The 23,507-nt window shown below is 59.4% G+C and carries 15 protein-coding genes and 5 pseudogenes; 8 read left to right on the forward strand and 12 right to left on the reverse strand.

Features of this window, described 5'->3' with window-relative positions; genetic code table 11:
- Nucleotides 1-1,003, reverse strand: a 1,003-nt coding sequence (locus MKK63_RS26965) for an autotransporter outer membrane beta-barrel domain-containing protein (protein ID WP_244007012.1), incomplete at its 3' end; no start/stop codon positions are given.
- Between the two features lie 711 nt (nucleotides 1,004-1,714).
- Between MKK63_RS26965 and MKK63_RS26970 the strand changes: the two are divergent.
- Nucleotides 1,715-1,996 (forward strand): annotated as a pseudogene (locus MKK63_RS26970) (integrase core domain-containing protein); the annotation flags it as partial.
- A 359-nt stretch (nucleotides 1,997-2,355) separates the two neighbouring features.
- Here MKK63_RS26970 and MKK63_RS26975 read toward each other — a convergent pair.
- A complete protein-coding gene (locus tag MKK63_RS26975) occupies nucleotides 2,356-3,600 on the reverse strand; it encodes a class I SAM-dependent methyltransferase (RefSeq protein ID WP_244007013.1) in 1,245 nt (414 codons plus the stop codon).
- Nucleotides 3,601-3,709: 109 nt separating this feature from the next.
- Nucleotides 3,710-4,546: a glycosyltransferase gene (locus tag MKK63_RS26980; protein ID WP_244007015.1), complete on the reverse strand. Its 837-nt coding sequence runs from the start codon at nucleotides 4,544-4,546 to the stop codon at nucleotides 3,710-3,712.
- Between the two features lie 379 nt (nucleotides 4,547-4,925).
- On the opposite strand from MKK63_RS26980, the pseudogene MKK63_RS26985 reads away from it, so the two are divergent.
- From MKK63_RS26985 to MKK63_RS27000, 4 genes and pseudogenes are all read left to right on the forward strand, one after another.
- Nucleotides 4,926-5,763 (forward strand): annotated as a pseudogene (locus MKK63_RS26985) (IS5 family transposase).
- 1,849 nt (nucleotides 5,764-7,612) lie between these two features.
- Nucleotides 7,613-8,725 (forward strand): glycosyltransferase family 2 protein, encoded by a 1,113-nt coding sequence (locus tag MKK63_RS26990; protein WP_244007017.1) that lies wholly within the window; start codon nucleotides 7,613-7,615, stop codon nucleotides 8,723-8,725.
- A 246-nt stretch (nucleotides 8,726-8,971) separates the two neighbouring features.
- Nucleotides 8,972-9,844 carry a glycosyltransferase family 2 protein gene (locus MKK63_RS26995; RefSeq protein ID WP_244007019.1) on the forward strand — a complete coding sequence of 291 codons (873 nt, stop codon included), beginning with the start codon at nucleotides 8,972-8,974 and terminating at the stop codon, nucleotides 9,842-9,844.
- A gap of 53 nt (nucleotides 9,845-9,897) precedes the next feature.
- Nucleotides 9,898-10,614, forward strand: a complete 717-nt coding sequence (locus tag MKK63_RS27000) for a glycosyltransferase (protein ID WP_244007021.1) — start codon at nucleotides 9,898-9,900, stop codon at nucleotides 10,612-10,614.
- Between the two features lie 520 nt (nucleotides 10,615-11,134).
- Here the strand turns inward: MKK63_RS27000 and MKK63_RS27005 are convergent.
- From MKK63_RS27005 to MKK63_RS27040, 8 genes and pseudogenes are all read right to left on the reverse strand, one after another.
- Nucleotides 11,135-11,413, reverse strand: coding sequence for a toxin-antitoxin system HicB family antitoxin (locus tag MKK63_RS27005; protein WP_244007023.1), 279 nt, complete (start codon nucleotides 11,411-11,413; stop codon nucleotides 11,135-11,137).
- A 356-nt stretch (nucleotides 11,414-11,769) separates the two neighbouring features.
- A pseudogene (locus MKK63_RS27010) lies at nucleotides 11,770-12,622 on the reverse strand (IS701 family transposase); the annotation flags it as partial.
- 441 nt (nucleotides 12,623-13,063) lie between these two features.
- Nucleotides 13,064-14,119, reverse strand: a complete 1,056-nt coding sequence (locus tag MKK63_RS27015; protein WP_244007024.1) for an SLAC1 anion channel family protein — start codon at nucleotides 14,117-14,119, stop codon at nucleotides 13,064-13,066.
- 236 nt (nucleotides 14,120-14,355) lie between these two features.
- Nucleotides 14,356-16,578, reverse strand: a pseudogene (locus MKK63_RS27020) (molybdopterin cofactor-binding domain-containing protein).
- Nucleotides 16,579-16,588: 10 nt separating this feature from the next.
- Nucleotides 16,589-17,035: a (2Fe-2S)-binding protein gene (locus tag MKK63_RS27025; RefSeq protein WP_244007025.1), complete on the reverse strand. Its 447-nt coding sequence runs from the start codon at nucleotides 17,033-17,035 to the stop codon at nucleotides 16,589-16,591.
- A 104-nt stretch (nucleotides 17,036-17,139) separates the two neighbouring features.
- Nucleotides 17,140-18,096 (reverse strand): GlxA family transcriptional regulator, encoded by a 957-nt coding sequence (locus MKK63_RS27030; protein ID WP_244007026.1) that lies wholly within the window; start codon nucleotides 18,094-18,096, stop codon nucleotides 17,140-17,142.
- 83 nt (nucleotides 18,097-18,179) lie between these two features.
- A complete protein-coding gene (locus MKK63_RS27035) occupies nucleotides 18,180-18,362 on the reverse strand; it encodes a hypothetical protein (RefSeq protein ID WP_244007027.1) in 183 nt (60 codons plus the stop codon).
- A gap of 51 nt (nucleotides 18,363-18,413) precedes the next feature.
- Complete coding sequence (locus tag MKK63_RS27040; protein ID WP_244007028.1) at nucleotides 18,414-18,872, reverse strand: hypothetical protein; 459 nt, start codon at nucleotides 18,870-18,872, stop codon at nucleotides 18,414-18,416.
- A gap of 241 nt (nucleotides 18,873-19,113) precedes the next feature.
- Between MKK63_RS27040 and MKK63_RS27045 the strand changes: the two genes are divergently transcribed.
- The 3 genes from MKK63_RS27045 (at nucleotide 19,114) to MKK63_RS27055 (ending at nucleotide 22,623) form a co-directional block, all read left to right on the forward strand.
- On the forward strand, nucleotides 19,114-20,061 hold the full coding sequence (locus MKK63_RS27045; protein WP_244007029.1) for a LysR family transcriptional regulator: 948 nt from the start codon (nucleotides 19,114-19,116) through the stop codon (nucleotides 20,059-20,061).
- A 400-nt stretch (nucleotides 20,062-20,461) separates the two neighbouring features.
- A complete protein-coding gene (locus tag MKK63_RS27050; protein ID WP_244007030.1) occupies nucleotides 20,462-21,283 on the forward strand; it encodes a MipA/OmpV family protein in 822 nt (273 codons plus the stop codon).
- Between the two features lie 170 nt (nucleotides 21,284-21,453).
- Nucleotides 21,454-22,623, forward strand: a complete 1,170-nt coding sequence (locus tag MKK63_RS27055; protein WP_244007031.1) for an SDR family oxidoreductase — start codon at nucleotides 21,454-21,456, stop codon at nucleotides 22,621-22,623.
- A gap of 582 nt (nucleotides 22,624-23,205) precedes the next feature.
- Here MKK63_RS27055 and MKK63_RS27060 read toward each other — a convergent pair.
- Nucleotides 23,206-23,507 (reverse strand): annotated as a pseudogene (locus MKK63_RS27060) (IS630 family transposase); the annotation flags it as partial.

Genomic DNA, 23,507 nt, shown 5'->3' on the forward strand with positions numbered 1-23,507 from the left:
CGCACTCCACCGGCAGGCCCAGGCCCAGCGCGGTGCCGGCAAAGCCCGACCCCCCGGCGTCCCAGCCCGAGGCCAGGCCGCTCGCCCGCGAGACGCCGGCGCCCAAAGCCGCGGTCCGGTCGATCCGACCGTCCGCGTAGGACAGCCCGGCCGTGCCGCGCAGGATCACCGAACCGAGCCGGGTGCTGGCGTAGAGCGTGCCGCCGTAGCTGTCGGTGGCCGACCGGCCCAGGCCGAAGCCCTGACCCCGCGACGCGCCGGTCTCGCGCAGGTAGCTGAACGCCCCGCCCACCCGCGTGTCGGCCCCGACCTGACGGTCGACGCCGAGCAGCAGGCCGCCCGCGTCGAGGCTTGCCCCGGCGGCCGCCCGGTCGCCCGCCCGCGACCCGAACCCGTAGAGCGCGTCCGCCCAGACCCTGCCCTCGCCCGGGGCCAGCGGCTGGTCCGGAGCCCCCGCGGCCCCGCGCATCTGCAGGGCCGAGCGGTTCGGGCCGAGCCCCGGATCGCCCGCGCTGAACCAGGCCGAGCCGCCGCCCTGTCCGCGCAGGTGCCGGTCGATCGTGTCGGTCACCAGCCGGCGCGCGGCGAGATCGGCCATCACGGCGTCGCCGTAGGCCTGGCCCGACAGGCTCGCCAGCCCCCCCGGCAGGGTGGCCGGCCCGGCGGCGTAGAGCGCGTCGAACACCCGCGCCCGGTCCGCGTCCGGCCGCGTGCCGGCGGCCGGGCGGGCGCTGTCGAGGGCCGCGCCCACGGCGCGCGCGTTGCCGGTCTGGGCGAGCCCGAGCCCGGGGAGGTCGCCGTAGGCGGCCGGCGTGACCACGAGGTCGAGGCCGGTGGCGCGGTAGAGCGCGTCGAAGCGCGTGCCGGCCTGCAGCCCGACCGCCGGCTGGGCCAGCCCGGTGAACGTGCCGCTGAGCCCGGCTTGGGCGGTCAGCACGCCGAAGCGCTGGCCGAGCGCCGGGGTGAAGCTGTTGGTGGCGTTGCCGGTGATGCCGCGCAGCACCGGCGGCGTTGGCGAAGGTGCCGTCGCCGGCGGCCGCGCCGGTGACCGCGAGGGTGCCGGCGTCGTTGCGGAGGGCGCCGTCGATCCGGCCGGCAGCGGCGAGCACGGTGCCGGTGTTGGTCAGCCGGCCCGAGAGGCTGCCGAGGATAGCGTCTCCGCCGATAATCGCGCCGGGAGTTTGAGCCCTTGGGCCGGACCATTCGGAATTGGGTCGCCAAGGTCGATTGGAGCGAGGGGTGTTGGGATCGGACGTTTCCGGGTGCCGATCCAGGCCTAACGACGGCTTAGGGTGACGAACTCATCCGGCTGCGGCGTGAGAACCGATATTTGAAACTGGAGCGCGATATCCTATCGCGCGCGGTGGACTGGTTTGCGCGGGAGACCAGCGTTCTGCCGTCGGGGTCTTCCGGTTCATGAGCGCAAACCAGGCTGCCTTTCCCATCGCCGCCATGGCACGCGTGCTCCGCGTATCGAAGGCCGAGTACTCTGCCTAAGTCGTTGGGCAGCCCTCGGCGCGGCGCGTAGCGGACACCGCGTTGCCGAAGCGGATCCGCACCGTCCCTCTCGGCTCGCACGAGACCTACGGCGCACCGCGCATCCAAGCCGATCTGCACGAGCAGGGCGAGCGGCTTTCCCGCAAGCACGGGTCCTGTTGCACATATGAAATGGGCACCCGCCATCGGACCGGGCATCGCAATATATGTCGCTGGCCGCTGCCAGGAGGCCGGCGTGCGACCCTCAATGGGCTCGGTCGGCGACGCTCACGACAACGCCGTGGCAGAAAGCTTCCTCTCCACCCTCGAAAATGAGTTGCCGGCCCGCCGCCGCTTCCTCTCACAGGCCGAGGTTGGAAGAGCCTGTTTCAGCTGCATCGAGGGCTTCTACAATCCGCTGAGCCGGCAGTCGGCGCTCCGATATCGCTGCCCGTCGACTACAAACGAGAGATTCAGCCGGACCGTTTTTACCTGGGCCCTGTTCAGCCAAGCCCTCTAACCGTGCACAAATACGGGGTAACCTCACGCCCGGATCGCCAAGCACCGCAGCCGGGGTCATGTACGGCACGTGACGCTGAGGCGGATGACGGCCACCGGTGATGGGGACGACCATAGCCCCATAGAACGGGTAGGCTTTATTGCACCGAGAGATGCCGGCCGCTCAGGTCAGGCTGCGTTTACTCAATGCCTTCCAGACATGCCGTAGTTGGAACCGGCCAGCACAAAATCGACATAACTGTCATCACAATCGCCCGCACCGGATCAACCTACAATACGAACGGTTCACAACCACTCCTCGATCGACCATGAAAATTGCTTATTCAAACATTAAAGTGTATGAAAAATTAAATCGCATTGTCAGTTGAACATTCGGATTCTTTTTATCGCTAGCCCCAACTGCCGATTATCGCCGTTCCCAAAGCACATGTGCGGTATATATACATCTGACCGCAATGTAACTTCATCACAATCCGCCCTAACTTTTATAATATGTGTTTCGTTCGGAGAAACATTGGCCGATATTTCGGACTGATCGCCACTGATCGAAATTTTGAGCGGGCTAGAACCATAATTCTGTATTTCAAACTCATAGTATTTAAGATTTCCGCCCTTTAATCCCGGTAGTGAACTGGTGTCTTTAGAAAATCGACCATAGCCGCCTAGATTTCCGGCACTATAAAAAGTCTCATCGTACTTTGAGGGCAAAACCCAATCATCAAAATTTAGAAATTCTATTCCTCTCTTTGCGGACCACCCTTCTCCAATGTATCCACTAATTTCGTCTATTTTTGATAAGAAGAAACCCTTTAAAATCATCAGTTTCGCGAAAAAATCTTCCTGAAAACCCAATTCGAGCCATTTATTGCACATAATTGCCCATAACGATTCACCATCATACCTTAGTCCCCAGGGGAATGGTAAATTCTTGTAAATCGGCTCGCTAAAAAATAAAATAGATCCATAATCTGTTAGCAAATTGTCCCTAATTAGGTCTAACAAATTATCAAATTCAAAACAATGATGGAAACTTGCCTGAAATAATACGACGTCATATCTGATTGCAGATCTCGACGCGATTTCCAGAAAGTCGCCTTGAATCGCCGCTATCGATAAATTTTCTCGCTGACAAATACGTAAAGTTCGATCTAAAAAGCCCTGATCTATATCAGCGATGGTGATATCCAGTCCAGATCTTGCGAGAGGTACAGCAAGATTGCCCCAGCCACTTCCAAATCCTATTATTTTACAATATTTAACATTCAGGCGGTGTATAGCAAGCATAGCTTGGCTGACTTTTGCCAGTTCCTTAGAAATTACATCTAAGTTTTTGCTAGTCCAAGGAGATCCTATTTCAAATTGCTCAAAACTCTGCTTGGAAGATGTTAATTCATTTTGAGTATCGTAATCCAGCGAACTTAAGTTTTTATATATTTCTTTGACTTCATTTCGATACTCACTAGAGAATGGATCTCGTGAATTCATTTTATAAGGAAATTCATTTGATCGCCAAATAGCGAGAATTTCGTCAAAACTTACCGCCTTATCAAGCTTGTTTTTGAACGACTCTGCGGCCTCGATAAATTCTTGCATATTGATCGTCATATCAGCGCCTTCTTTTTCTGATTTTGACAGCGATAGAATGAATTCGGCTTGCCCTCGACAAGCTCATAAGACTTTCAAATTTGTTTTACTTATCAGGTTCACTCCGATTTCACCTGGAAGCTTTGCCATATAATCTCAAATTATCTTTGTGATTTTCAATAATTATGCGGCAGAAGTCATCAAATGATTTTTCACCGTCAGGATCTATCTTAATTTCCCAGCATTTTATAAAATCGATAAGATCGTATATGGCCCTAAGCGCGGCAACAATTTGATCGTATTCTTTCCGCGATGACGTTCTCTCGACCATCCAGTAATATAGCCGGTCTCTCATTTGATCATAAAATGGCCTTTCCCCGTCATCGAAGAAAAAGGTGGCCCTTTCGATTTGCGATGTATATCTATTTGTTTTCTCGATCCATTGGCCAGCGTTCACGTGAGATAAATTTGAAAAGTAAATGCCCGACTCATAGTGCGGAAAGGACGTTACTGATCCATGGTATTGTATGCCGCTATGAACATTTTCTGAAAATTGAACGCAGCCTTTCTTGAAGGCCCTCAGGCTTCTTTCTGGCCAGTAATACGATGTCGTTGAATGCCAGCCCAATATAAAGTGCCTGCACGGGATATAGTATCCGTCTGAAAATCCATTTCTGTCTTCATCTTTGAAAAAGTTTACGGCGTCTATACTAAAACATTCATCATCGTCCAGAAAAACGATGTTTTCGTGCTCGCGTAGTGCCAACGCTTCTAGCCGGGTTCTTTCTACAGTCGGCGACCATTCAACACGATATACTTTATCCGCGATATCATGAGAGATTTCAAATGTCTTATCATTTGATCCCTTGTCTATAACAATGAGTTCGTCGGCAAATCGTAAGGATCGTAAGCATGCCTCTATAGTACTCTCTCGGTTATAACTGACTACAAAAGCGCTGATCGTCATTTTATATTTTGCGTTCTACTATTAGTGGCTGACATTTGGTTGTATAATAAAAATATTTGCGTCTTCCGCACCAGATTTAGCTTTTCTATGGTTCGTTCTAGGGACCCTTGTTCCCTCAATCGATCACTACGACAACCGAAGACATGTCGCAAATGCAAAAAAGCCCATTCGGCGGAGTTCCGTTTATGTTGCCAAATGACCCGGACCCTGTTCTCACAAGCATCTCCGGCTTACTTCTCCGCGGCTAGATCTTTCTCCCCTGAAGTGGACATTGCTTAGACGCAAGAAAGAGCTTTATCGCAAAGAATTAGGCAGTAATATTTTTTGCGACTACGGTTAGAACCTCTCGCAAGGCCAGTTGCGGCGCGTTTAAGTGGAGATGGCGAGACCGCTCCTTCCTGATGGCCTGTGGGCTGAGATCACACCGTTGCTGCCGCCTGAGCCAGCAAAGCCGAAGGGTGTCCGCCTTCGGAGATCTGACTGTTCGGCGCTGACAGGCATCCTGTTCGTGTTCCGCTTGGACACGCCCAAGGAGTTGCTTCTGTACGAGGTGCGCTGCGGCTCGTGCTTGACCCGCTGGCGACGCTTACGCGATTGGCAGAAGGTTCGGGGTGAGGGACCGCCTACAACAGTCGCTGCTCGACCGACTCAAACGCCAGAGCGGTTTCGACTTCAGCTGCGGCTCCCTCGACAGCGCCTCCACCGCTGCCAAAGAAAGAGGGCCTGACGACAAGCCCGAACCCAACGGACTGGGACAAGCCGGACATGAAGCGCCACCTCAGTCGTGGAAGCCCGGGGCACGCCGCGCAATCTGTACCTCACCGGGGCCAACTACAACGACAGTCGTGTGCCGGCGGCTAGCATCGACGCGGTGCCGGGCGTGCGCATCGGCTGGCGTGGCCGACCACGGCGCAGACCGAGCAAGCGACACGCCGACAAGGGTTACGATCACCATCGCTGTCGACGTGAGTGCCGTATCCGCAGCGTCATAGTACGGGATGCTTAACGTCGCATCGAAAGCCGCGAGCACCTCGATCGTCATCGCTGGACCATGGGTCTTTCGACAAGCTCAGGATGGGGGCACCCTGGCTTGGCTCGCCCATCTACATCAACTGACCATCCGTCACGCGCGACGCACTGACCTCCACCTCGCTTTCACGACGCTCGCTTGGTCCTCATCCACCGGGCATAGCTCAAACGGTTTGTCCCTGACCTAAAGAGGACGGTGGTTGTGATGGTAGGTCAACGGCGTTCGGAACGGTCTCCTGGAGCGAAGCTGCGGTCGCTGGGCGGTCCTGAGGTCGGTTTGCACGCGACGCGGCGGCAGTTCTGAACGGTTATCACTGACAGTGTGCCAAGTGACGAAGCGGCCATGAAGGTCGGAATTTCGCCGTCGGTTAACTCGCGGTGGTTCCGATTCGCGCCTAGCCACCCCTCACCGTTATTATAGCCGTCCTTACGCCAATCCTTGTCGTTGATTAAGAGGGATGAGAGTGCACTGCTGCGAATCCAGGCGCATGCGGTTCGGGCAGTGGTTCGATACCCGGGGCGTGCGGCGTCGACCAACTCTCGAGAATTGGGCGAGGTGCTGCGTTCCGCAGTGACGGCTGCGACTATCGTGCCACGATCGCGCAAGGATAAGCTGAATGCGCAGCACGCCGACCCGAGCCGGCAAAGCCTGCTGAGAACGTAGCGCCGCGGACGTACGTGCAATTCCGGTTTGCCGGTGTCGTCGCCAACTGGTGTGGCCATGACCGCTCGAACCCAGCAGCGAACCTTGATCCCAGCGATGGATCATGTCGGGTCGCCGACGCCGGGTGACGGTCCTCTGCAGGGCGTCAAGCATCAGCTCCGACTGCAGGTGGTTGGCCATTGTCCATCCGACGATCGGACAATTGAAAGCGCGGGGGTCAGCCGCGAGGCCGAGAAAGCCGGCCGCGGTCGGCAAGAAGGAGATGTCGGTCACCCGGAGCTAGCTAAGCGGCTCGGCCACGAAGCTCTGATCGACGAGATCGGGCTCGGCCCGCGCCTCCTTTTTACGCCGTGTGGTGCCAGGACTGCCACGCCGAACGCCGGCCTTGTTTATTAGCACAGCAATGCTTTCGCCAACATGCTGCACGGCCTGCTCCCGCAAGTCAGCGTGGACACGCGGCGCGCCGTGGTCGGCGCTAAGCCGAGAGGGGCGGTGCAGAAGCCTTCAGCGGCTCAGTGTCCGTCCTTGCCGGCGCCGCGCGCTGTCGCTCGGCCGAGTTGGAATACCCGGCCCTCGGCACGCCGAGCAGATCGGCTCTCTCGGTAATCGAAAGGTCCGTTGATTAGCGCTGATGAACCAGAGGATCTTAATGGAAGGATCCCGGCGTCGCGCGAAAGAGAGTGTCAAGCTCCGACTTCAGCTGACCTTCCAAACGCTGCAGCTTGACCAATACGTGGTGCTCGGTCGCCGTCAACCTCGAATCGATTGATGCTGCCAAATGATCCGTCAAAAGGCAGAAAAACACGAATAAAACTGTAGAGTTATACTGATCCAGTACAGGAAGTTTTACTCGAGAGGAATAGAAATTAGAGTTTTGAGATTTTTGAAAGACATTCGCGATAATAATTGCGACAATCTATAAGAAAACCAATTTGATAAATTTGATAGACAGCTTTCTAAAGCCAATTTGACGGGTATATGAAGTAGAAATGAGATTATATAAGTCGTAACTGAAGAAACAGCATACAAATTAAAGCACTATAACCGGACATATCTCAAGGACTCGGACAGAAGTTTTCGATTGACCCCTCGATCATCATCGGTTTTATCACACCCAGCTAGAATGGGATTGCATGCACTTGCGCCTCAGTTGTCACACGCACAACTTTATCAATTATCTACACGGAACGTATGGCGACTTCGGTGGAGCCAGCATCAATTGAAAGTTCTAAGAAATGAAAATCAGAATATCTAAGTGCATAGAAAGAAAAAATGACCATCTAAATCTCGTAAAGCCAATATTCGATGCTGCTTGGTATATCTTAAATAACAAAGACGTTCATGAAAAGACCGCTTTAAACATAACAAACCCGATGAAGCACTATTTGGAACATGGTATATATGAAGGCCGGCCACCTAATATGCTGTTTAATTTCGCCTACTATCTGAGTTATAACAATAAATATCTCAAAAATAAATTCAAAAACAATGCTCAGGTAATAATTGATTATTTGAAAAACTCCGCAGCATTTGAAAATTCTCCTCACCCACTGTTTGACCCAAAGTGGTATTTGGCACAAAATAAAGATGTGTACGCGTTTTACTCTCAAAAAAAATTGCATCCCTATTTGCATTTTCTCGAGCACGGAGCGAGAGAACGACGAGCTCCTAATCCCATGTTCGACACACATTGGTATCTTCAAAATTACCCGGAAGCTCAGGACATCGTGAAGACCGGTGCTATGACCGCCATTCAACATTATTTATTAATTGGCGGTAGGCGTGGATTTTCGCCATCACCCTCGTTTGATGCTCGGTGGTATCTGGAACAAAACCAAGATGTTGCAGCACTTGCCCGAGAAGGACTGACCGATGCGCTCTCCCATTATCTAGCCGTAGGGCGGGCTGAAAATCGTTCTTATAGAGAACATGGAAGTTCAGCAAAAATTCGCAACCTAACATCTTCAGGAACAGTTGAAGCATGGAGAACGTACAGAGAAAATCCACACGATGTAAGGAGATACTACTTACTTAGCAAGGCACCGCTGATATCCATAATAATTGTAAATCTTAATGGCGAGCATCATCTAAACGATTTAGGGACATCTCTCCTTCAGCAGACTTATCAAAATTTTGAGATCATTTTCGTCGACAATGGGTCTCAAGACAGTTCATGCCACCTTTGGCGAACGTTAATTCCAAATTCCATTATTATAGAACTCGACCGTAATGTTGGGTTTGCGGAAGCTAACAATATCGGCCTCCGTGCTTCGAGAGGTGAATTGATTGCACTATTAAATAACGATACCACGGTCGATCAAGATTGGTTATATAGTCTTCTAAATACTATGCGACACGAGCCTAATATCGGTGCCGTGACATCCAAAATTAGATTTTGGGTGCCGTTCATATCGATCGAATTTGCTTCAGACGCGGAATTTTCCGCAAATGTAAGCATGATACTCAATCAATTGGCATACAAATAATACTTTGTCGATGTAGGAATCGAAACCGATGGCCGTGTTTCGGCAACGCGATGCGGGGAAAAATATCAACTCAGTCTCAAAATTCCTATTGAGGAACGGGATTTTCAGATATCTTTAACATCTGATCTTGAGTCGCAGAATATTGAGGTTTGTTATGGGTACAAAAAGAAAAATTTTAAGATTGAATTGTCATGTCGCGAGATAACAATTCCGCTCTATGAGCAATCTTGCTTATTGGGAAAGCACGTGATCAACAATGCGGGTAGCATCGAAGGTCCAAATCATACCACAGCTGATCGCGGATTTGGCGCCTACGATGAGTGTCAATTTGAGACTGTAGAGCCTGTATCGCTGCTTTGTGGGTGCTCTTGCCTGATTCGCAGAGACGCCCTGGCTGGTCGTGATCTCTTTATCAGTGAATTCTTCGCTTATTACGAGGATAGTGAGCTTTTGCAAAGATTGCGAGGATCGGGATTTCAGATTTTTTACTGTCCTTCATCGAAAGTCTATCATAAACATTCGTCAACTTCGATTGAAAGGTCTGCATTTTGGACAAAGTATGTAAACAGAAATCAAATTATATACCAATATATGCTTTCACCTCCGGGGGTTAGAGAACAACTATTGCACGACAAAATGATGATGTTCAACCATCATAAGCATTTTTTTTCCCATAAAGAGAATTTAAAAACGCCGGACGACAATACGTATGCCGGAGTCCTTGATGACATCATTTCCGAGTTGCCACAACTTATCAGCAAGTTTGAGCAAGGTGTTTTGATAAGGAAGAATCAGCTCCGGATTGGGGTTTACAATAACTTTTGGCAAAATTTGGGGGGAGGCGAAGCTCACGCGCTCAGTATCGTTTCTGAATTGCGGCTCTTATCGACGGTCGAGCTCATTTCAAGCAATGACTTTGATATTGACTATGTTCTTTCTTATTTTGGATTGAGCCATAAAAGTGTCAGAAAACGGATAGTATTAGATATGACTCAAGAACTAACTGACGAGTATGACATTTTTATTAATTCGACTTATATGAGCGAACTACCGTCTTTGGCGAAGCACTCTTTTTATTTGGTAAGCTTTCCCAGCAAACGCCAACGCTTGAGTTTTTGAGCAGCTATAAGTTTTTAGCCAATTCTCAGTACACATCTAACTGGATGGCGAAGATGTGGAAGGAGAAGAACTATGCTTCGGATATACTATACCCTGCAATATCAGAAAAAATTGTGGAACTGAACGAGAAAACTATATTTGACAAATCGAAACAGATCCTGTCGGTGGGGAGATTTTTTTCAACCGGGCATTCTAAAAATCAGCATATAATAGCTGATCTATTCAAGCAATGTGTCGACGCGGGTAGCTTAAATGGATGGGAACTCGTTCTTGTCGGAAGTTCAAATGACGACAAATATGTTCAGTTCGTTACGAAATCCCTCTCGGGATATAATGCAAAAATTCTAACTAACATTTCGTTGGATGAACTAAAGTCTTACTATCGATCTGCGTCAATTTATATTCATGCCGCAGGATATGGACAAGACATAAATAAAGAACCGGAGAACTTCGAACATTTTGGAATGACTGTTGTGGAAGCCGCGATGAACGGCTGCCTACCCGTGGTTTATAATCAGGCCGGCCCCAAAGAGATCGTCGAAAAACTAGGGATCGGTAATTTGTACGACACGATTGAACAGGCGGTTGAATTTTTTATTGAACGAAATGGAGAATTTGATCGTCGAGAAAAAAGAAATCTTGCTGCAGAAGAAATACGTTCGAAAGCTAAAAGCTTATTTTATACGTCATCATCGCCGAGAAGAAGAGAGGCCATCTTGTCTGTTTTTGGATTAGACAAAATTGACGTTATGTCAAATATGGCTACTTAGCGTGGATGCTCATCGCGCATACTGCCGAAGACGCCCGAATAGTCGGCAAAGGCACCAATCATCGGGATGCCGACCAAGTGATACGTACGATCCTGCGGGCTCGTGGGGTGTTCTACAAGGGCGGGAGAAAGGTGTGCTGCTCAATGCGGGCTTGTGTCACCCAACGAGAAGCCAAACCAGAACAAGGTCGGCGTTAAAGTCAGAACCTATCGCGGCAAGATCTGGGTGCCCTTATCGACGGTCTAGAACAACGTGTCGCGGTCTGCGAGGGCCGAAGAACTATATCTGCCGGCGCTGCGAGTCTTGTGATCGGAGCGCAGACAACCGCGTATCACTAGCGTGCGTTCGACGAGGAGCAGATCACCGAGGCCGAGTGCCTATCCCGCGTGATCGAGGCCTAAACGCTAACCGGTAGAGCCCTCCCGTCCGCTATGTTCATTGCCGTTGCCTTCGATATGATCAGGCCGCTACTCGTTCGGTGGTTTTTTGGCCGAACTTCGTTGTCCCACTGCTCGAAGATCTAATCCGATAATTCTGCTGCGATGGCCACCTTGGCATCCAGCTCCAGTGAGACGCGGTTTGATAGACTACCGGAGTAGGGGCGCAGGGGAATTTTGGCGACCTTCTTGACGCAGATCGCGACATAGACATCCATCGCTTCGCCAGCAGCCGTCGACAGGTCCGTAGCATTGCCGGCATGGAAGCCTACGCCATCGCTGATGCAGGCGACCGTGTCGACAAAGATATGAGCATCGGCACCAAACTCGACCCGCGCGGCGTAGCGCTTATATCGATGCACGTGGCTTATCCACTCAATCTCCTTTCGGTGCCGTCTTTCTGATCAACCGAGGAGTCCCCGACCTTATGTTAGCAATGCCTAGGCCGCCTTGATATGGTAGCGCTTGGATCCCTTATACAAATATGGCCTGTGGGACATCTCGACGTGCTCACCGTCGGGATCGAACGCGAACAGCACTCGTGACTCAGTCCCTTAGCCCTCCACGCCGCCTACGGTAATCAGCAAGCCGTCCGCCACGTTTCACTCGATGCTCGCCAAGACCGGGTGAGTAAGCACCTTCGTGGCCGTCTTGCGGTGCCGGTTGTTCATGAGGGCTTTATGAGCAGGCATGCGGCAAAGCTCCCGCATAGAATACACAGCCGTGCGCCCTTCATCCCATCGTCCGCCAACGGGCGCGCCCAGGCCGACGGCACGAGGCCGTTCGCGATTGTCTCGGCGGTGCCGGCCACCGGCGGCTTGCGGACCCAGGCGTTGAACCTGTGATCGGTCTTGACACCGAGCACGTAGCCCTTGCCCGCCCGACGCAGCGCCATCTCGATGTCGCCGACCCCGTACTCGAGGTCGGCCGCCGCCCCGGAGGACGGCACGCCGGCAGCGATTGCGCGCTCGATCATCGCAAGCGCCAAGCTCGGTTTGGTTGGAAAGGTCGTCCCCTCCGGCACATGGGCGGCGGCCAATCTGGCTGGATCCGAGGTTCGGGTCTCAGGCCGGTGCAAGGCCCGATCGATGAAGGCATGACCGAGCCGCGAGGCGTAGGCCGTAAACACGCCGATCTGACAGTTGGTGATCTTGCCGGCCGAGCCGGTGTACTGCTGATGCACGCCGCACGAGGCCTTGCCCTGCTTGAGGAAGCCGGACTCATCCTGAGTTCGTCGAAGGATCCTCGGGAACCAGAACTGCATCCGGGTCGGCCAGGGTCTCCAAGGCATAGTCCCGCACCACGTCGCGCAAGGCGTCGGCGTCCCAACGTCCACGACCGAGCACCGCCTGCTGACGCCAGGGGCTGGGATCCCCCGCGGCTTCCGCCCGCATTCAACCCGTCTTGCGCCGCTCTGGCCCGAGCAATCCATCCAGGAATGCCCCGGCCGAGGCCGCGACCCGTTCCTGCGTGAACAGCGGGCGCAGGCGTCCCCTCACCTCCCGCAGCGGCAAGGCCCGGAGCTGCAGCCAAGCCGTTGGCGCAATGCTGACAGCTCGTTGCGTTGCAATCCCGCAGGTGCCCCAGCCGATGGAAGCAGCCCCCCAGGCGAGCGCGTTGCGGTCCTCGCCCTTGTTCTGTTCGGCGCTCGCCTGTCCGTGCAGGCCTGGATGTTCCAACAAGTCGAGGGTGAGGAGACTGACGGGTATCTGCGACCGACCAATCCTACGCGCTCTCGCCGAACGGGCCGGCAATGAGGTTATGGGGATCTTCCGCTAGACCGCGTCGACGGCGAAGCTCGACCGCGCGGTGCGACGAGTTAGGTCATGGTGCTGGCGCAAGCCCATCGTATCGATGCGTTCTGCTCATGCGACTGTTCCGCTGGGGCCGCTCGACGCTCTATCTCTTGGAGAACCTTCGCGAATTCGAGGCGCGTAGCGTGTCGTAGGTGGCGACGAGCTAACGTTAAGATCCTTCATCGTGGGTCAAGGACGGCCTGTGGCCACAGCCTATCACTGCGCCAGCGTGCGCAATTCCCCTCGAATGACGCTGAGCAGGGTCCGGGCGAGCAGCCATGCGATCACCGCCGTTGCGAGCGTCAGCAGGGCGAGGGCGAGGCTGTCGATCCCCAGCCCCGGCTGCGCCGTCGCGATCCGCAGGGCTGCGACCGCCGCGGCGGCGAGGGGGAAGCTCACGCCCCACCACGATACGCGGAACGGACAGCTCCAACCGAGCCGGGCGAGCTTCGGCAGAAGCACGGCGAGGAGGAACAGCGCGATCGACAACAGGGCCACCGCGAAGAGATCCACCGTGCCCGTCGTCGCGAGATAAGCCGAGCAGCCGACGGCAGTGGGCGCGACGAGGATCAGGAGCGACGGCTGCAGGGCGGCGGGGAGCGGCGTCTCGAAGAGCAGGCGCGACAGGATCATCGTGGTCAGGGGCACGGCGAAGAACAGCCCCACGGCCAGCGCGAAGACCATCACGCCCTGCATCGGCGGCAGGCTGAGCACCGGAACGGCAAGAGGCACGTCGAGGAGGCCGACCACCGGCACGATCCAGGCCGGCGTCGCATGCGCGGCCTGCTGCCGGTCGCTGAGCCATCGAGTCACGACCCACCACGCGAACACAGTCATGCCGAGGGCGCCGGCGATCCAGAGCACGCGCGCGAGGGTGAGGCTCAGGGGCGCCAGGGGGATCGGCAGGAGGAGCAGGCTGATCAGTGGCGTGCCGAACAGGTTGCCGGCGATGGGATGGCTGAACTCGGCCCGCACCGCTGGGCCGGCGATGACGGCCTTGACGGCGTAGCCCGTCGCCACGGTGACGAAGGCGGCGCAGGCGATCAGCCCAATGGCCCTGCCGAGCCAGAGGGGGACGCCGTACCGGACGTGCGCAAGCGTCCAGGCGATGCTCAGGCCGGTCAGGCCCATCACCGCCGCGAACAGGCCGACGGGCAGAGCCTCGACCTGCCGCCAGCCGCCCGGACCCTTCGGTCGCTCCGGCGGGCGATGGGCGGTCAGGGTGGCTTCGGAGGCCGGCGTGCCTTGCTCTTCCGCGACGACCTGCAGCATCGATCCTTCGTCCTTCACGCAGGCCCCCTCAGGCCAGTACTGTCAAAGGGACCGTATCGGATGGCCGGCATCCGGCGGGACGGGTTCGGGTCGAGATCAGCCGGCCTGTCTCGAAGGTTTGCCCGTGGGCGGTCTCGGGCATCGACGGGGTCGTCACGATCTTGCCCACGTCGGTGCTCAGGGGGGCGCCCGCTACGAGCGCCGTACCTGTGCGCTCTGCCCTGGCGGATCCCGCGTCAGGCGGCCGAGAGTTTCGCGTTGGCCACCGGGAGCGCGCGGATCCGCTGGCCGGTGAGCGCCGCGATGGCGTTGAGAACCGCGGGCGGCACGCCCGGAAGGCCCGGCTCGCCGACACCGCCCATCGGCGCGCCGCTCTCGACGATGCGGACGTGGACCTTCGGCATGTGCTCGCGGCGCAGGATCGGATAGGTGTCGTAGTTCCGCGATTATCGCACGCCGTCGCGGTAGACGATCTGCTCGAACAGGACCGAGGACAGGCCGAGCGCGGCCGCCGACTCCACCTGCGCCTTGACGATGGCCGGGTTCACGATGCTGCCGGGGTCGAACGCGATCCAGAGGTTGTGGACCTGGGCCTCGCCGCCCTCCACCGAGACCTCGGCGATGGTCGCGGTCTCCGATCCGAAGGGCGAGGCCATGGCGATGCCCCGGGCGCGCAGTCCGTCGTCCGTGCGGTAGGGCCCGCGCTGCCAGCCACCGGACAGCTCCGCCACCGCCGAGAGCAGCGTGCGGTGCCGGGCGCTGCCCTCGAGGAGCGCCATGCGCAGCGCGAACGGGTCCTGCCCGCCGGCCTGGGCGATCTCGTCGAGGAAGCTCTCGTAGAACGCATCGTTCATCGAGTGGCCGACGGAGCGCCAAAAGGCGATGTTCACCGGGTGGGCGACCTTCGTGAAGGTCATGCGCCTGTTGGGCACCGCGTAGGGCTTTTCGACGATGCCCTCGACCGCGGAAGGGTCGACGGGGGTCTGCATCATCATGCTGAAGTAGCGGCCGATCGGGCCTTCCCCCACCGTCCGCACCTCGATCGCCATCGGCTGCCCCGCCCGATCGAGGGCGGCGCGGAAGCGGCTGAAGCTCAGCGGGCGCACGGCGTCGCGGGCGAACTCCTCCTCCCGCGACCACAGCACCTTCACGGGGCGGCCGGTGGCCTTGGCGAGCAGGATCGCCTGCGGGAAGGGGTTGCCCGCATCGTAGGTGAAATGGCGGCCGAAGAAGCCGCCGAGCATCGGCGAGTGGATGCGCACCTGGGCCGGCTGCAGCCCGGCCACCTTCGCCGAGACCGCCTGGAACACCTCCGGCATCTGGTTCGGAAGCCAGACGTCGAGGGTGCCGTCGCTGTCGAAGCGCGCGATGGCCGAGGGCGGTTCCAGTTGCCCGTGGGCGAGGTAGGGGGCCTCGTAATCGGCCTCCACCACCTTGGCGGCCTTGGCGAAGGCGGCGGCGACATCGCCCTCCTCCTCGGCCACATGGCCCGGTTCGGCCGAGGCCTTGAGGGCCGCGAGCATCGCCTCGGACGAGAAATCCGCCGCGACCGTGTCGATGCCGCTGGGCTTGCCCGCCGACCATTCGACCGTCAGCGCCTCGACGGCCTTGCGCGCCCGCCACCAGCTGTCGGCGGCGACCGCCACTGCGCCCGGCAGGCGATGGACCGAATGGACGCCCGGCATCGCCTTCGCCTCGGCCTCGTTGGCGAGGGTCGTCGGCTCCGTGCCGAGGCGTGGCGCGTGCTGCACGGCGGCGTACAACATGCCGCCGACCTTCTGGTCGATGGCGTAGATCGCCCGGCCCGTGGACTTGTCGCGCACGTCGAGTCGGGGAACGGGCTGGCGGATGTAGCGGAACGTCGCCGGATCGCGCAGGGGGACGGACTCGTTCGGCTTCAGCTTCAGGGCGTCGGCCGCGAGGTCGCCGTAAGCGAGAGAGCGGTTCGTGGCCGCGTGCAGCACGACCCCGTCGCGGGTGGTGAGGTCGCCGTCCTGCACCTTGAGCTTGGCCGCCGCCGCGCGGATCATCAGGTCGCGGGCGGTCGCGCCGAGGCGGCGCATGGTCTCGTAACTCGACCGGGTCGAGAAGCTGCCGCCGGTCATGCGGATCCCGTTCACGACGGCATAGTCGGGTCCGGGCGGCGCGCATTCCACGACGAAGCGGGCGGGCGGCACGTCGAGCTCCTCGCCGACGATCTGTGCCATGCCGGTGGCGATGCCCTGGCCGCCCTCCACGAAGGGGCTGAGCAGCCTGATGGTGCCGTCCGGGTGGATCTCCAGGAAGGCGGCCACCCGCGTCCCGGGCTTCGGCGCGAGGGCACCCGCGCCCTCGGCGGGGCCCTGCGCCTCGGCGCGGGCGAGGCGCGCCGGCAGAAGGGTGCTCAGGATGAGGGCGCCGCCGGCACCGGCGAGGAGGCGGCGGCGGGAGGGGGCCACGGGGGGCAGGAGCGGATTCATGGCGGGCTCCTCAGGCGGCGGCCTGTCGCACAGCGGCGGCGATGGCGTTGTAGGTCCCGCAGCGGCACAGGTTCGTCATCGCGTCGGCGATGTCGCTTTCGGTCGGGTGCGGCGTCTGCTTGAGCAGAGCGGTGGCGGCCATGACCTGGCCGGACTGGCAATAGCCGCATTGCGGCACCTGCAACGCGACCCAGGCCTCCACGACCTTCCGGCCGATGGCGTCCTGCTCGATCGCCTCGATGGTGGTGATGGCCTGGGTGCCGACGCTCGCGAGCGGCACCTGACACGAGCGGGTCGCCTGCCCGTCGAGATGAACGGTGCAGGCCCCGCACTGGGCGATGCCGCAGCCGTATTTCGTTCCGGTCAGACCGAGCGTGTCACGCAGGACGAAAAGAAGCGGCGTATCGGGCTCAGCATCGACTGAATAATGGCGACCGTTGATCGTCAGGCTCACCATGTCTGCGACTCCCCGACAGTAAGCAGTCCCCCAAGGCCCTGCTTACGCAGCCGTCCCGGTATCCACTACGTCATAGTTGCCTCGTTTTCGGACATGCCGCCGCGTCAAACGACGGCAAGCGGACCCGCCGCCCGGCGGATCGTCCGCGGGACATCCCCCTGGACGCGCAGGAACGCCCGGCGCATTCGCTCGCGGTTGGCGAAGCCGGCCGCGGCGGCGATTTCCTCGATGGGCAGGCGGCTCTGCTCCAGCATGTGCTTGGCGGCCTCGACGCGCATGGCCTCGACGGCCTTGGCCGGCGAGACCCCGGTCTCGGCCCGGAAAGCCCGCGTGAACTGGCGCGGGCTGAGGCAGGCGACCCCCGCGAGGTCGTCCGTCGTCAGCGGGCGTTGCAGGTTCTGCCGTGCATGGGCGAGGACGCTCTGGATCCGGTCGCTCGGCGCATCGAAGTCGAGCAGGGCCGAATGCTGGGCCTGCCCCCCGGCCCGGCGTCGCTCCATGACCAGGCCCCGCGCAACGGTGCGGGCCACCGGCCGGCCGTGGTCGCGCTCGACCATGCCGACGGCGAGATCGATGCCCGCCGACATGCCGGCGGACGTCCAGAGATTGCCGTCCGCGACGTAGATCTTGTCGATGTCGAGGTCGCAGTCGGGATAACGCGCGCGGAACTGCGGCGCGTAGCGCCAGTGGGTCGTGGCGCGCCGCCCGCTCAACAGGCCGGCATCGGCCAGGGCGAAGGCGCCGAGGCACAGGCCCGCCAAGCGGCGCGTGGAACGGGCCGCCTCCCGCAGGTAGGCGACGAAACCCGGGCTCGGCTCGGGCAGGCTGATGCCCGCAGCGACGATGATCGTGTCGAAGGCGGACGGGTCGCTCAGCCTCTCGGTCTCGACGGCGGGGCCGCACCCGGAGCGAAGGAGGCCGCCTGCCTCCGACAGGACGCGGATGTCATAGGTCGTGTCGGCGACGTATCGGTTGGCGACGGCAAACGGTGAGGTCACGGCCAAGCCCATGAAATCGAACTCCGGGCAAAGCACGAGGCCAATGCGGCGGACGCCAGACATCGCGGAGACCTTTCACCTGCTCCCCTCACGCACCACAGATCGGCAAGGCTTGGGCCGATCCGCAACGCTCCACGGGCCTGACGTCATCCGACGGCTGCGGCAAGCACCCTCCGAAGGCGTTCATCCCGTTCGCCGGCGACGCGATCGATGACAGGCACCGACGCCTGCAGGGCGGATCGAACCGCTTCGAAAGACTTGATCGAAGAGAGGGTGACGTGCTCGACCATGATCTTGGTCGAAGTGAACTGATTGGACATGACGTCCATTCATATTTCACACGGTGAACAGTTCACAGCGCAGGTGCTTGCTCATCCTTGTCAGGTCCGCGTGCGCGATGAGGTCATGGCGCCAAGCGCCCCGAGCTTGACCCGGCTGGTATTGGCCTCGTGCGTGATCAGGGCGTTGGGCAGCCAACGGACCACGCCCGCGGTCGCGAAGCCGCCCTGCTCGTGGACCTGTGCGGCGTCCGTCGCGATGTTTCGGTTCCGATAAGCGACGGAGATTGTGGCGGGGGCCTTGAAGGGCTCGGCGGAGGCGGTGGCGGGCTGAGCCTGCTGCCCGCGCGTGAGGCTCGGCACGAGCAGACCGCCTTGCGCCCGGACGTCGGCGGCGCTCAGCGCCAGATGTGGCGTATGGTAGGCCGCACCCAGAACGGCGGGGATGGAGAAAGCGCCGTGGGCGGCGGTGTCGAGGGTCGCCTTGGACGCGGAGGCTGGCAGGACGGCCGCCACAATGATCGTCAGGGCGGCGGCGCGGGTGAGGGAACGGTGGGTCATCGCCGGATCCTCTCGGTGTGACGGGGCGACCCGTCCTTCGATGAGGAGAAGATGCAGCCGGTAGCTGTATTCATCAAATAGATGCAATCGATACTCGGTATTCACGCCGTGAATGATGGTCCGTTTCCGACGACCCTGATGGGAGCGTACGGAGTCTTGAACGCTGCATGGTCTCGCTTGGTCGGATGCCGCATCATCCGGTCGCCCAAGACCTGGTCAAGAGTTGCCGGCGGACCGAGCCATGACGATCAAGCACCGTGACTTCGCCGGCATCGACCTGAACTTGGTCGTGGCGCTCGATGTGCTCCTGACCGAGAGCAGCGTCACGCGCGCCGCCGTGAAGGTCGGCATCACGCAATCGGCCATGAGCAGCAACCTGGCGTGCCTGCGCAAGCTCCTCGGCGACGAACTCCTGACCCGCACGCCGGACGGCATGCGCCCGACGCCGCGGGCGCTCGCCCTCGTCGAGCCGGTTCGCGCGGCCCTGCGCCAGTTTCAGTGCATCGTCCTCCGGGAAGGCGACTTCGACCCCGCGACGGTCGAGCGGTCCTTCACGCTCGCCATTCCCGGCAGCGTCGAGGTGCGGCTCATCCCGCGCCTGCTCGCCGTCCTCGCACGCGAGGCGCCCGGCATCCGCCTGTCCCTGATCGGCCTCGATTACGCGAGCGTGTTGGGAGACCTCGACGCCGACCGGATCGACATGGTCGTCGGTATGATCTCACAGGGCCAAGTTCACCATAAGGTCCGGCCGCTCTATCGCTTCGGCTTCCTGAGCCTGTTCAATCCCCGGCTGCTCAACGTGAGCGGTCCGCTCTCGCTCGACGACTTCGTTCGCTTCCCGCACATCCTGACGTATCTGACCGGCGTCGGCCCGGGCGTGGTGGACGAGGCGCTCGCGAAGGTGGGCCGGACCCGCAGGCTGGCGGCGGCGACGCCGCGCTTCGCGACCGTGCCGTTTCATGTGCAGGCCGCGCCCTTGATCGCCACGATGGCCGATGCGCTGGCCACGACCTTCGCCGACCAACTCGACTTGGCAACGAGCCCCGTGCCGGTGCCCACCGAGGAGATCGTCATCTCGATGCTGTGGCACGCGTCCTATGACCGAGATCCCGCCCATCGCGGGCTGCGGGAGATCATGGTTCGCCTGGGACGGGAGGCGGGGAGCGACCACGAAAAAGAAGCAGTCTAACCTTTTTCCCACCGCGAGCTCCGCGGTTTTCGAACGACCCGTACAATCAGGTACTCACGGCTGCAGAACCTGGCGCCAGTCAGCAAGCTGGCTTTGGGGACGCCACGAGAGTCTACTCAGGCATCGGCACAAGTCGGTAGCGATGCGTCCGCTTTTCGGGCGCCCCTACTCTGAAGCGGTTCTTCCGCTTTCGGCTAGGACCAGCCGGCCAGTCCGCGCTCGCGACCGCCATTCAGTTCGCAATGCCGGTTCATCGAAAACGGATCTCGACCCATACCAAGGAAAGCACTGCAAGGCTCTCTCGAGGGTAGAGTGACCCAGCGAGACGTTTGGCCGGCCTTTAAGATTGGCGTGTCACGGTCGCCTTCTGTATGGCCAAGGTGACCGGAGGAACTCGACGGTGAGCTGGCAGCAGCGTTCCAAGTGCCTGGGCTTATGCGTGGCGACAGCCTTAGCGGCACTCCCAGCACCGGCGCAGGCTGATGACCTCAGTGCATTGTTCGAGCCCAACACCATCGTCTCCGCCGGAGGATTCGTCGGGGCAGGCCCCCGTTTCCAGGGCGGCAAACAGGTCGGGCTCTGGGGATTGCCTTACGTGTCGTTCCGCAAAGCCGACGAACCCCGCGAGTGGTGGTCACCGGATGACGGCCTCGATGTCACGCTCGTTGGACAGGAACGGCTGCAGGCCGGTGCCGTACTGGATTTTCGCGAGGGCCGCTTCCGCAACGACGACCATCGGCTTGCTGGCCTACCCAGACTGCCGGTGACCGTGGGGCTCGGCGTGTTCGGTGAGCTTTGGCCGATCGCTGAAACCGTCAGGCTGCGGGCTGAAGTGACTCAGGGGATCCGCGCTCATGATGGGATCATCGCGAAATTTGGTGCCGATCTCGTGAGCCGCTTCGGGCGATTCACGCTCAGCATGGGCCCACGGTTCGTTATTGGTGATGAGGCCGCGATGCGGCTTGATTTCGATGTTCCCGTTGGAACGAACCTCGTGAACCCGATCCTTGCGCCGTATCGTGCCGCAGCCGGATCACGCTCGGCCGGAGCGACAGCGAGCCTCGGCTATGACTGGTCGGAAACTTGGCAGACGCTCGGCTACATCCGTTACGACCGGTTCATCGCATCGGCGTCCGGCAGTCCGATCGTACGGCGCATTGGCACGCCCAACGAGCTCACGGTTGCGATCGGCGCAATCTATTCCTTTCGCGTGAGCCCTTGACCCGTTGTTGTTGACTAGCCAAAGCTATGTCACACAGAGTCGCCATCACGATATTGTGATTACTGTTGCGCATTGGGCACACACGTAACGCTTATGCGTCTTAAGCTTTTTTGGCCGAAATGTTTCCAAGATTTTCTGCTTATGACTCTCCCATAGGAGTGGAGAGTACCGTGGCACGCATTCTTCTGACGGGCGCGACCGGGCTGATCGGCGGCGCCGTGCTACATCACGCGCTCGGGCGCGACGATGACACGACTTGGGTCTGCCTCGTGCGCTGCGCGGGTGTCGAGCAGGGGCGTCAGCGCGTCGCCGCGCGCCTGGAGCGGTTCACCGATCCGTTCACAGCCCAACGCCTCGCACGCAAGATCGAGATCGTGCCCGGCGACTTTACCAATGCCGACCTCGATATGGATCCGCGGCTCGACGGATGCACCCACATCCTGCACCTCGCCGCTGATACGTCCTGGTGGGGCGGGGAGCGAGTCTTCAGGACCAACCACGACGGCACTCTTGCGCTGGCGCGACGTGCTCAGTCCATGCCGGGCTTGCAGCGCTTCCTGCACGTGGGCACGGCAATGATCTGCGGCGCCGACGCGCCGAGTCTCGTCGAAGAGACAGCCTATCCGGCAGCGGACGCTCGGCACATCGTCGGCTACACGGAATCGAAAGCTGCTACGGAAACCTCGCTTTCAGAACAGTTTCCCGACCTCCCGATCATCGTCGCTCGGCCATCTATCGTCGTCGGGCACTCGACGCTTGGTGCCGCGCCGAGTTCGAGCATTCTCTGGGTGCTGCGAGCCGCGGACGCACTGCGCATGCTGCCATGCAGCCCGGAAAGTTGCGTCGACATCGTCCCGGCCGACTGGGTCGCCGAGACGCTCGCAGGTCTTCTGATGAAACCGGATCTCAAGCACCGGCTCTATCACCTCTCCTCCGGTGCAACCGGCCGCACGCGCTGGTCCGACGTAATCGCCGCGTTCGAGAAGGCGGAACCCACTGACGGCATCCGCGCCTTCAGACAATTCGATCTCGATCGCGATCGCGCGCACCTGCGCAAGCGCTTTGCGGAAGTATTTGGCTTGAAGGAGGCGTCCACGAGGGCGATGCTTTTGGCAACCAGAGCCTATTATGCGTTCTGCGCCCTTGATCTCTCGTTCGCCAACGAGAGGCTCATCGCCGAAGGCTTCGCGCAGGCACCGTCCATCGCTACCTACCTGCAGGTGTGTCTCGCAAACTCGGCTCCGATCGTGGAGCAGTTCGTGGACGATATTGAGATGTTCGCGCCAGCGCCGGTGACCACTCCATCGCCAGCGGAACTTCCCTTGGCGGCGATCGCATGATCCAATTGTAACCCGCACTATAACGATTGGGGCCGAGATCTCGGCGATCCTGGCGCCGAAGGCTGCGGATGGACTGACACGTCCATTCCCGACCCTGATCGTCGCTTCCGGCTACGAGACGGCCTCGAGGCTGATGTCGACGAGCATCGATCGTACCGATCGACATCGTTTACGCGATCTCGGCCGGCGTCGGTAGGATCGGAGTTGCTTAGGGTAGCGCTCTCTTGTTCGGGGAGCCGAAGGATGCTGCGATGGTCGCCGGCATCGCGATGATCGCCTGCAGGTTTCGGGTCCGCGCCGCAGCGCCGGATCATCGGTGATTCCGATGACTGATCCCCCGTGATCGGGCGGCCTAATACAACCTGTATCGGGACCCAAGGCTGCTGCCGTTGGGCTTGGGAAACCGGCCGCACCAGCACCCTTTGTATGGCTGGGATGAAAGCACCGTTCTTTTGAAAGAGTAAACCCAGTCAGATTTTTTGGATGATGTGCGTCCAACGCGGACGCTTGGCTGACGCCGACGGAGTCTCGGGGGCGGTTGTTGCAGCAGCTCAGCTTGTCAGCCTGAGCGGCGCCAAGAGCCTAGTGGTGCGAGTCTAACACTTGGTGCCCGCGCTTTGCGGCCTGGATGATGCGATCCGGGTCGGCGGTCCACGAAGGGCTTCGGATTGCCGTTACTCTCGGCGATGAAGCGTTTGATGGCGGCCTGCAACTCGATCAGCGATTCGAACACGTCGCGTCGAAGCCGGCGTTTCGCGAGCTTGGCGAAGAAGCCCTCGACGGCATTGAGCCACGAGGCTGCGGTCGGGGTGCAGTGGAAGGGCAAGCGCGGGTGGCGGTTGAGCCAGGCACGGTCCTTCGAGGTCTTGGGATCGGAAGTGCGG

It is taken from the genome of Methylobacterium sp. J-088, assembly GCF_022829295.1.
GTDB lineage: Bacteria > Pseudomonadota > Alphaproteobacteria > Rhizobiales > Beijerinckiaceae > Methylobacterium.

What these genes read in the sequence shown, in the direction of transcription:
- MKK63_RS26975 (WP_244007013.1), bottom strand. Translation starts at nt 3,600, where the DNA reads ATGACGATCAATATGCAAGAATTTATCGAGGCCGCAGAGTCGTTCAAA.
- MKK63_RS26980 (WP_244007015.1), bottom strand. Translation starts at nt 4,546, where the DNA reads ATGACGATCAGCGCTTTTGTAGTCAGTTATAACCGAGAGAGTACTATA.
- MKK63_RS26990 (WP_244007017.1), top strand. Translation starts at nt 7,613, where the DNA reads ATGAAGCACTATTTGGAACATGGTATATATGAAGGCCGGCCACCTAAT.
- MKK63_RS27000 (WP_244007021.1), top strand. Translation starts at nt 9,898, where the DNA reads ATGTGGAAGGAGAAGAACTATGCTTCGGATATACTATACCCTGCAATA.
- MKK63_RS27015 (WP_244007024.1), bottom strand. Translation starts at nt 14,119, where the DNA reads ATGCTGCAGGTCGTCGCGGAAGAGCAAGGCACGCCGGCCTCCGAAGCC.
- MKK63_RS27025 (WP_244007025.1), bottom strand. Translation starts at nt 17,035, where the DNA reads ATGGTGAGCCTGACGATCAACGGTCGCCATTATTCAGTCGATGCTGAG.
- MKK63_RS27030 (WP_244007026.1), bottom strand. Translation starts at nt 18,096, where the DNA reads ATGTCTGGCGTCCGCCGCATTGGCCTCGTGCTTTGCCCGGAGTTCGAT.
- MKK63_RS27035 (WP_244007027.1), bottom strand. Translation starts at nt 18,362, where the DNA reads ATGGACGTCATGTCCAATCAGTTCACTTCGACCAAGATCATGGTCGAG.
- MKK63_RS27040 (WP_244007028.1), bottom strand. Translation starts at nt 18,872, where the DNA reads ATGACCCACCGTTCCCTCACCCGCGCCGCCGCCCTGACGATCATTGTG.
- MKK63_RS27045 (WP_244007029.1), top strand. Translation starts at nt 19,114, where the DNA reads ATGACGATCAAGCACCGTGACTTCGCCGGCATCGACCTGAACTTGGTC.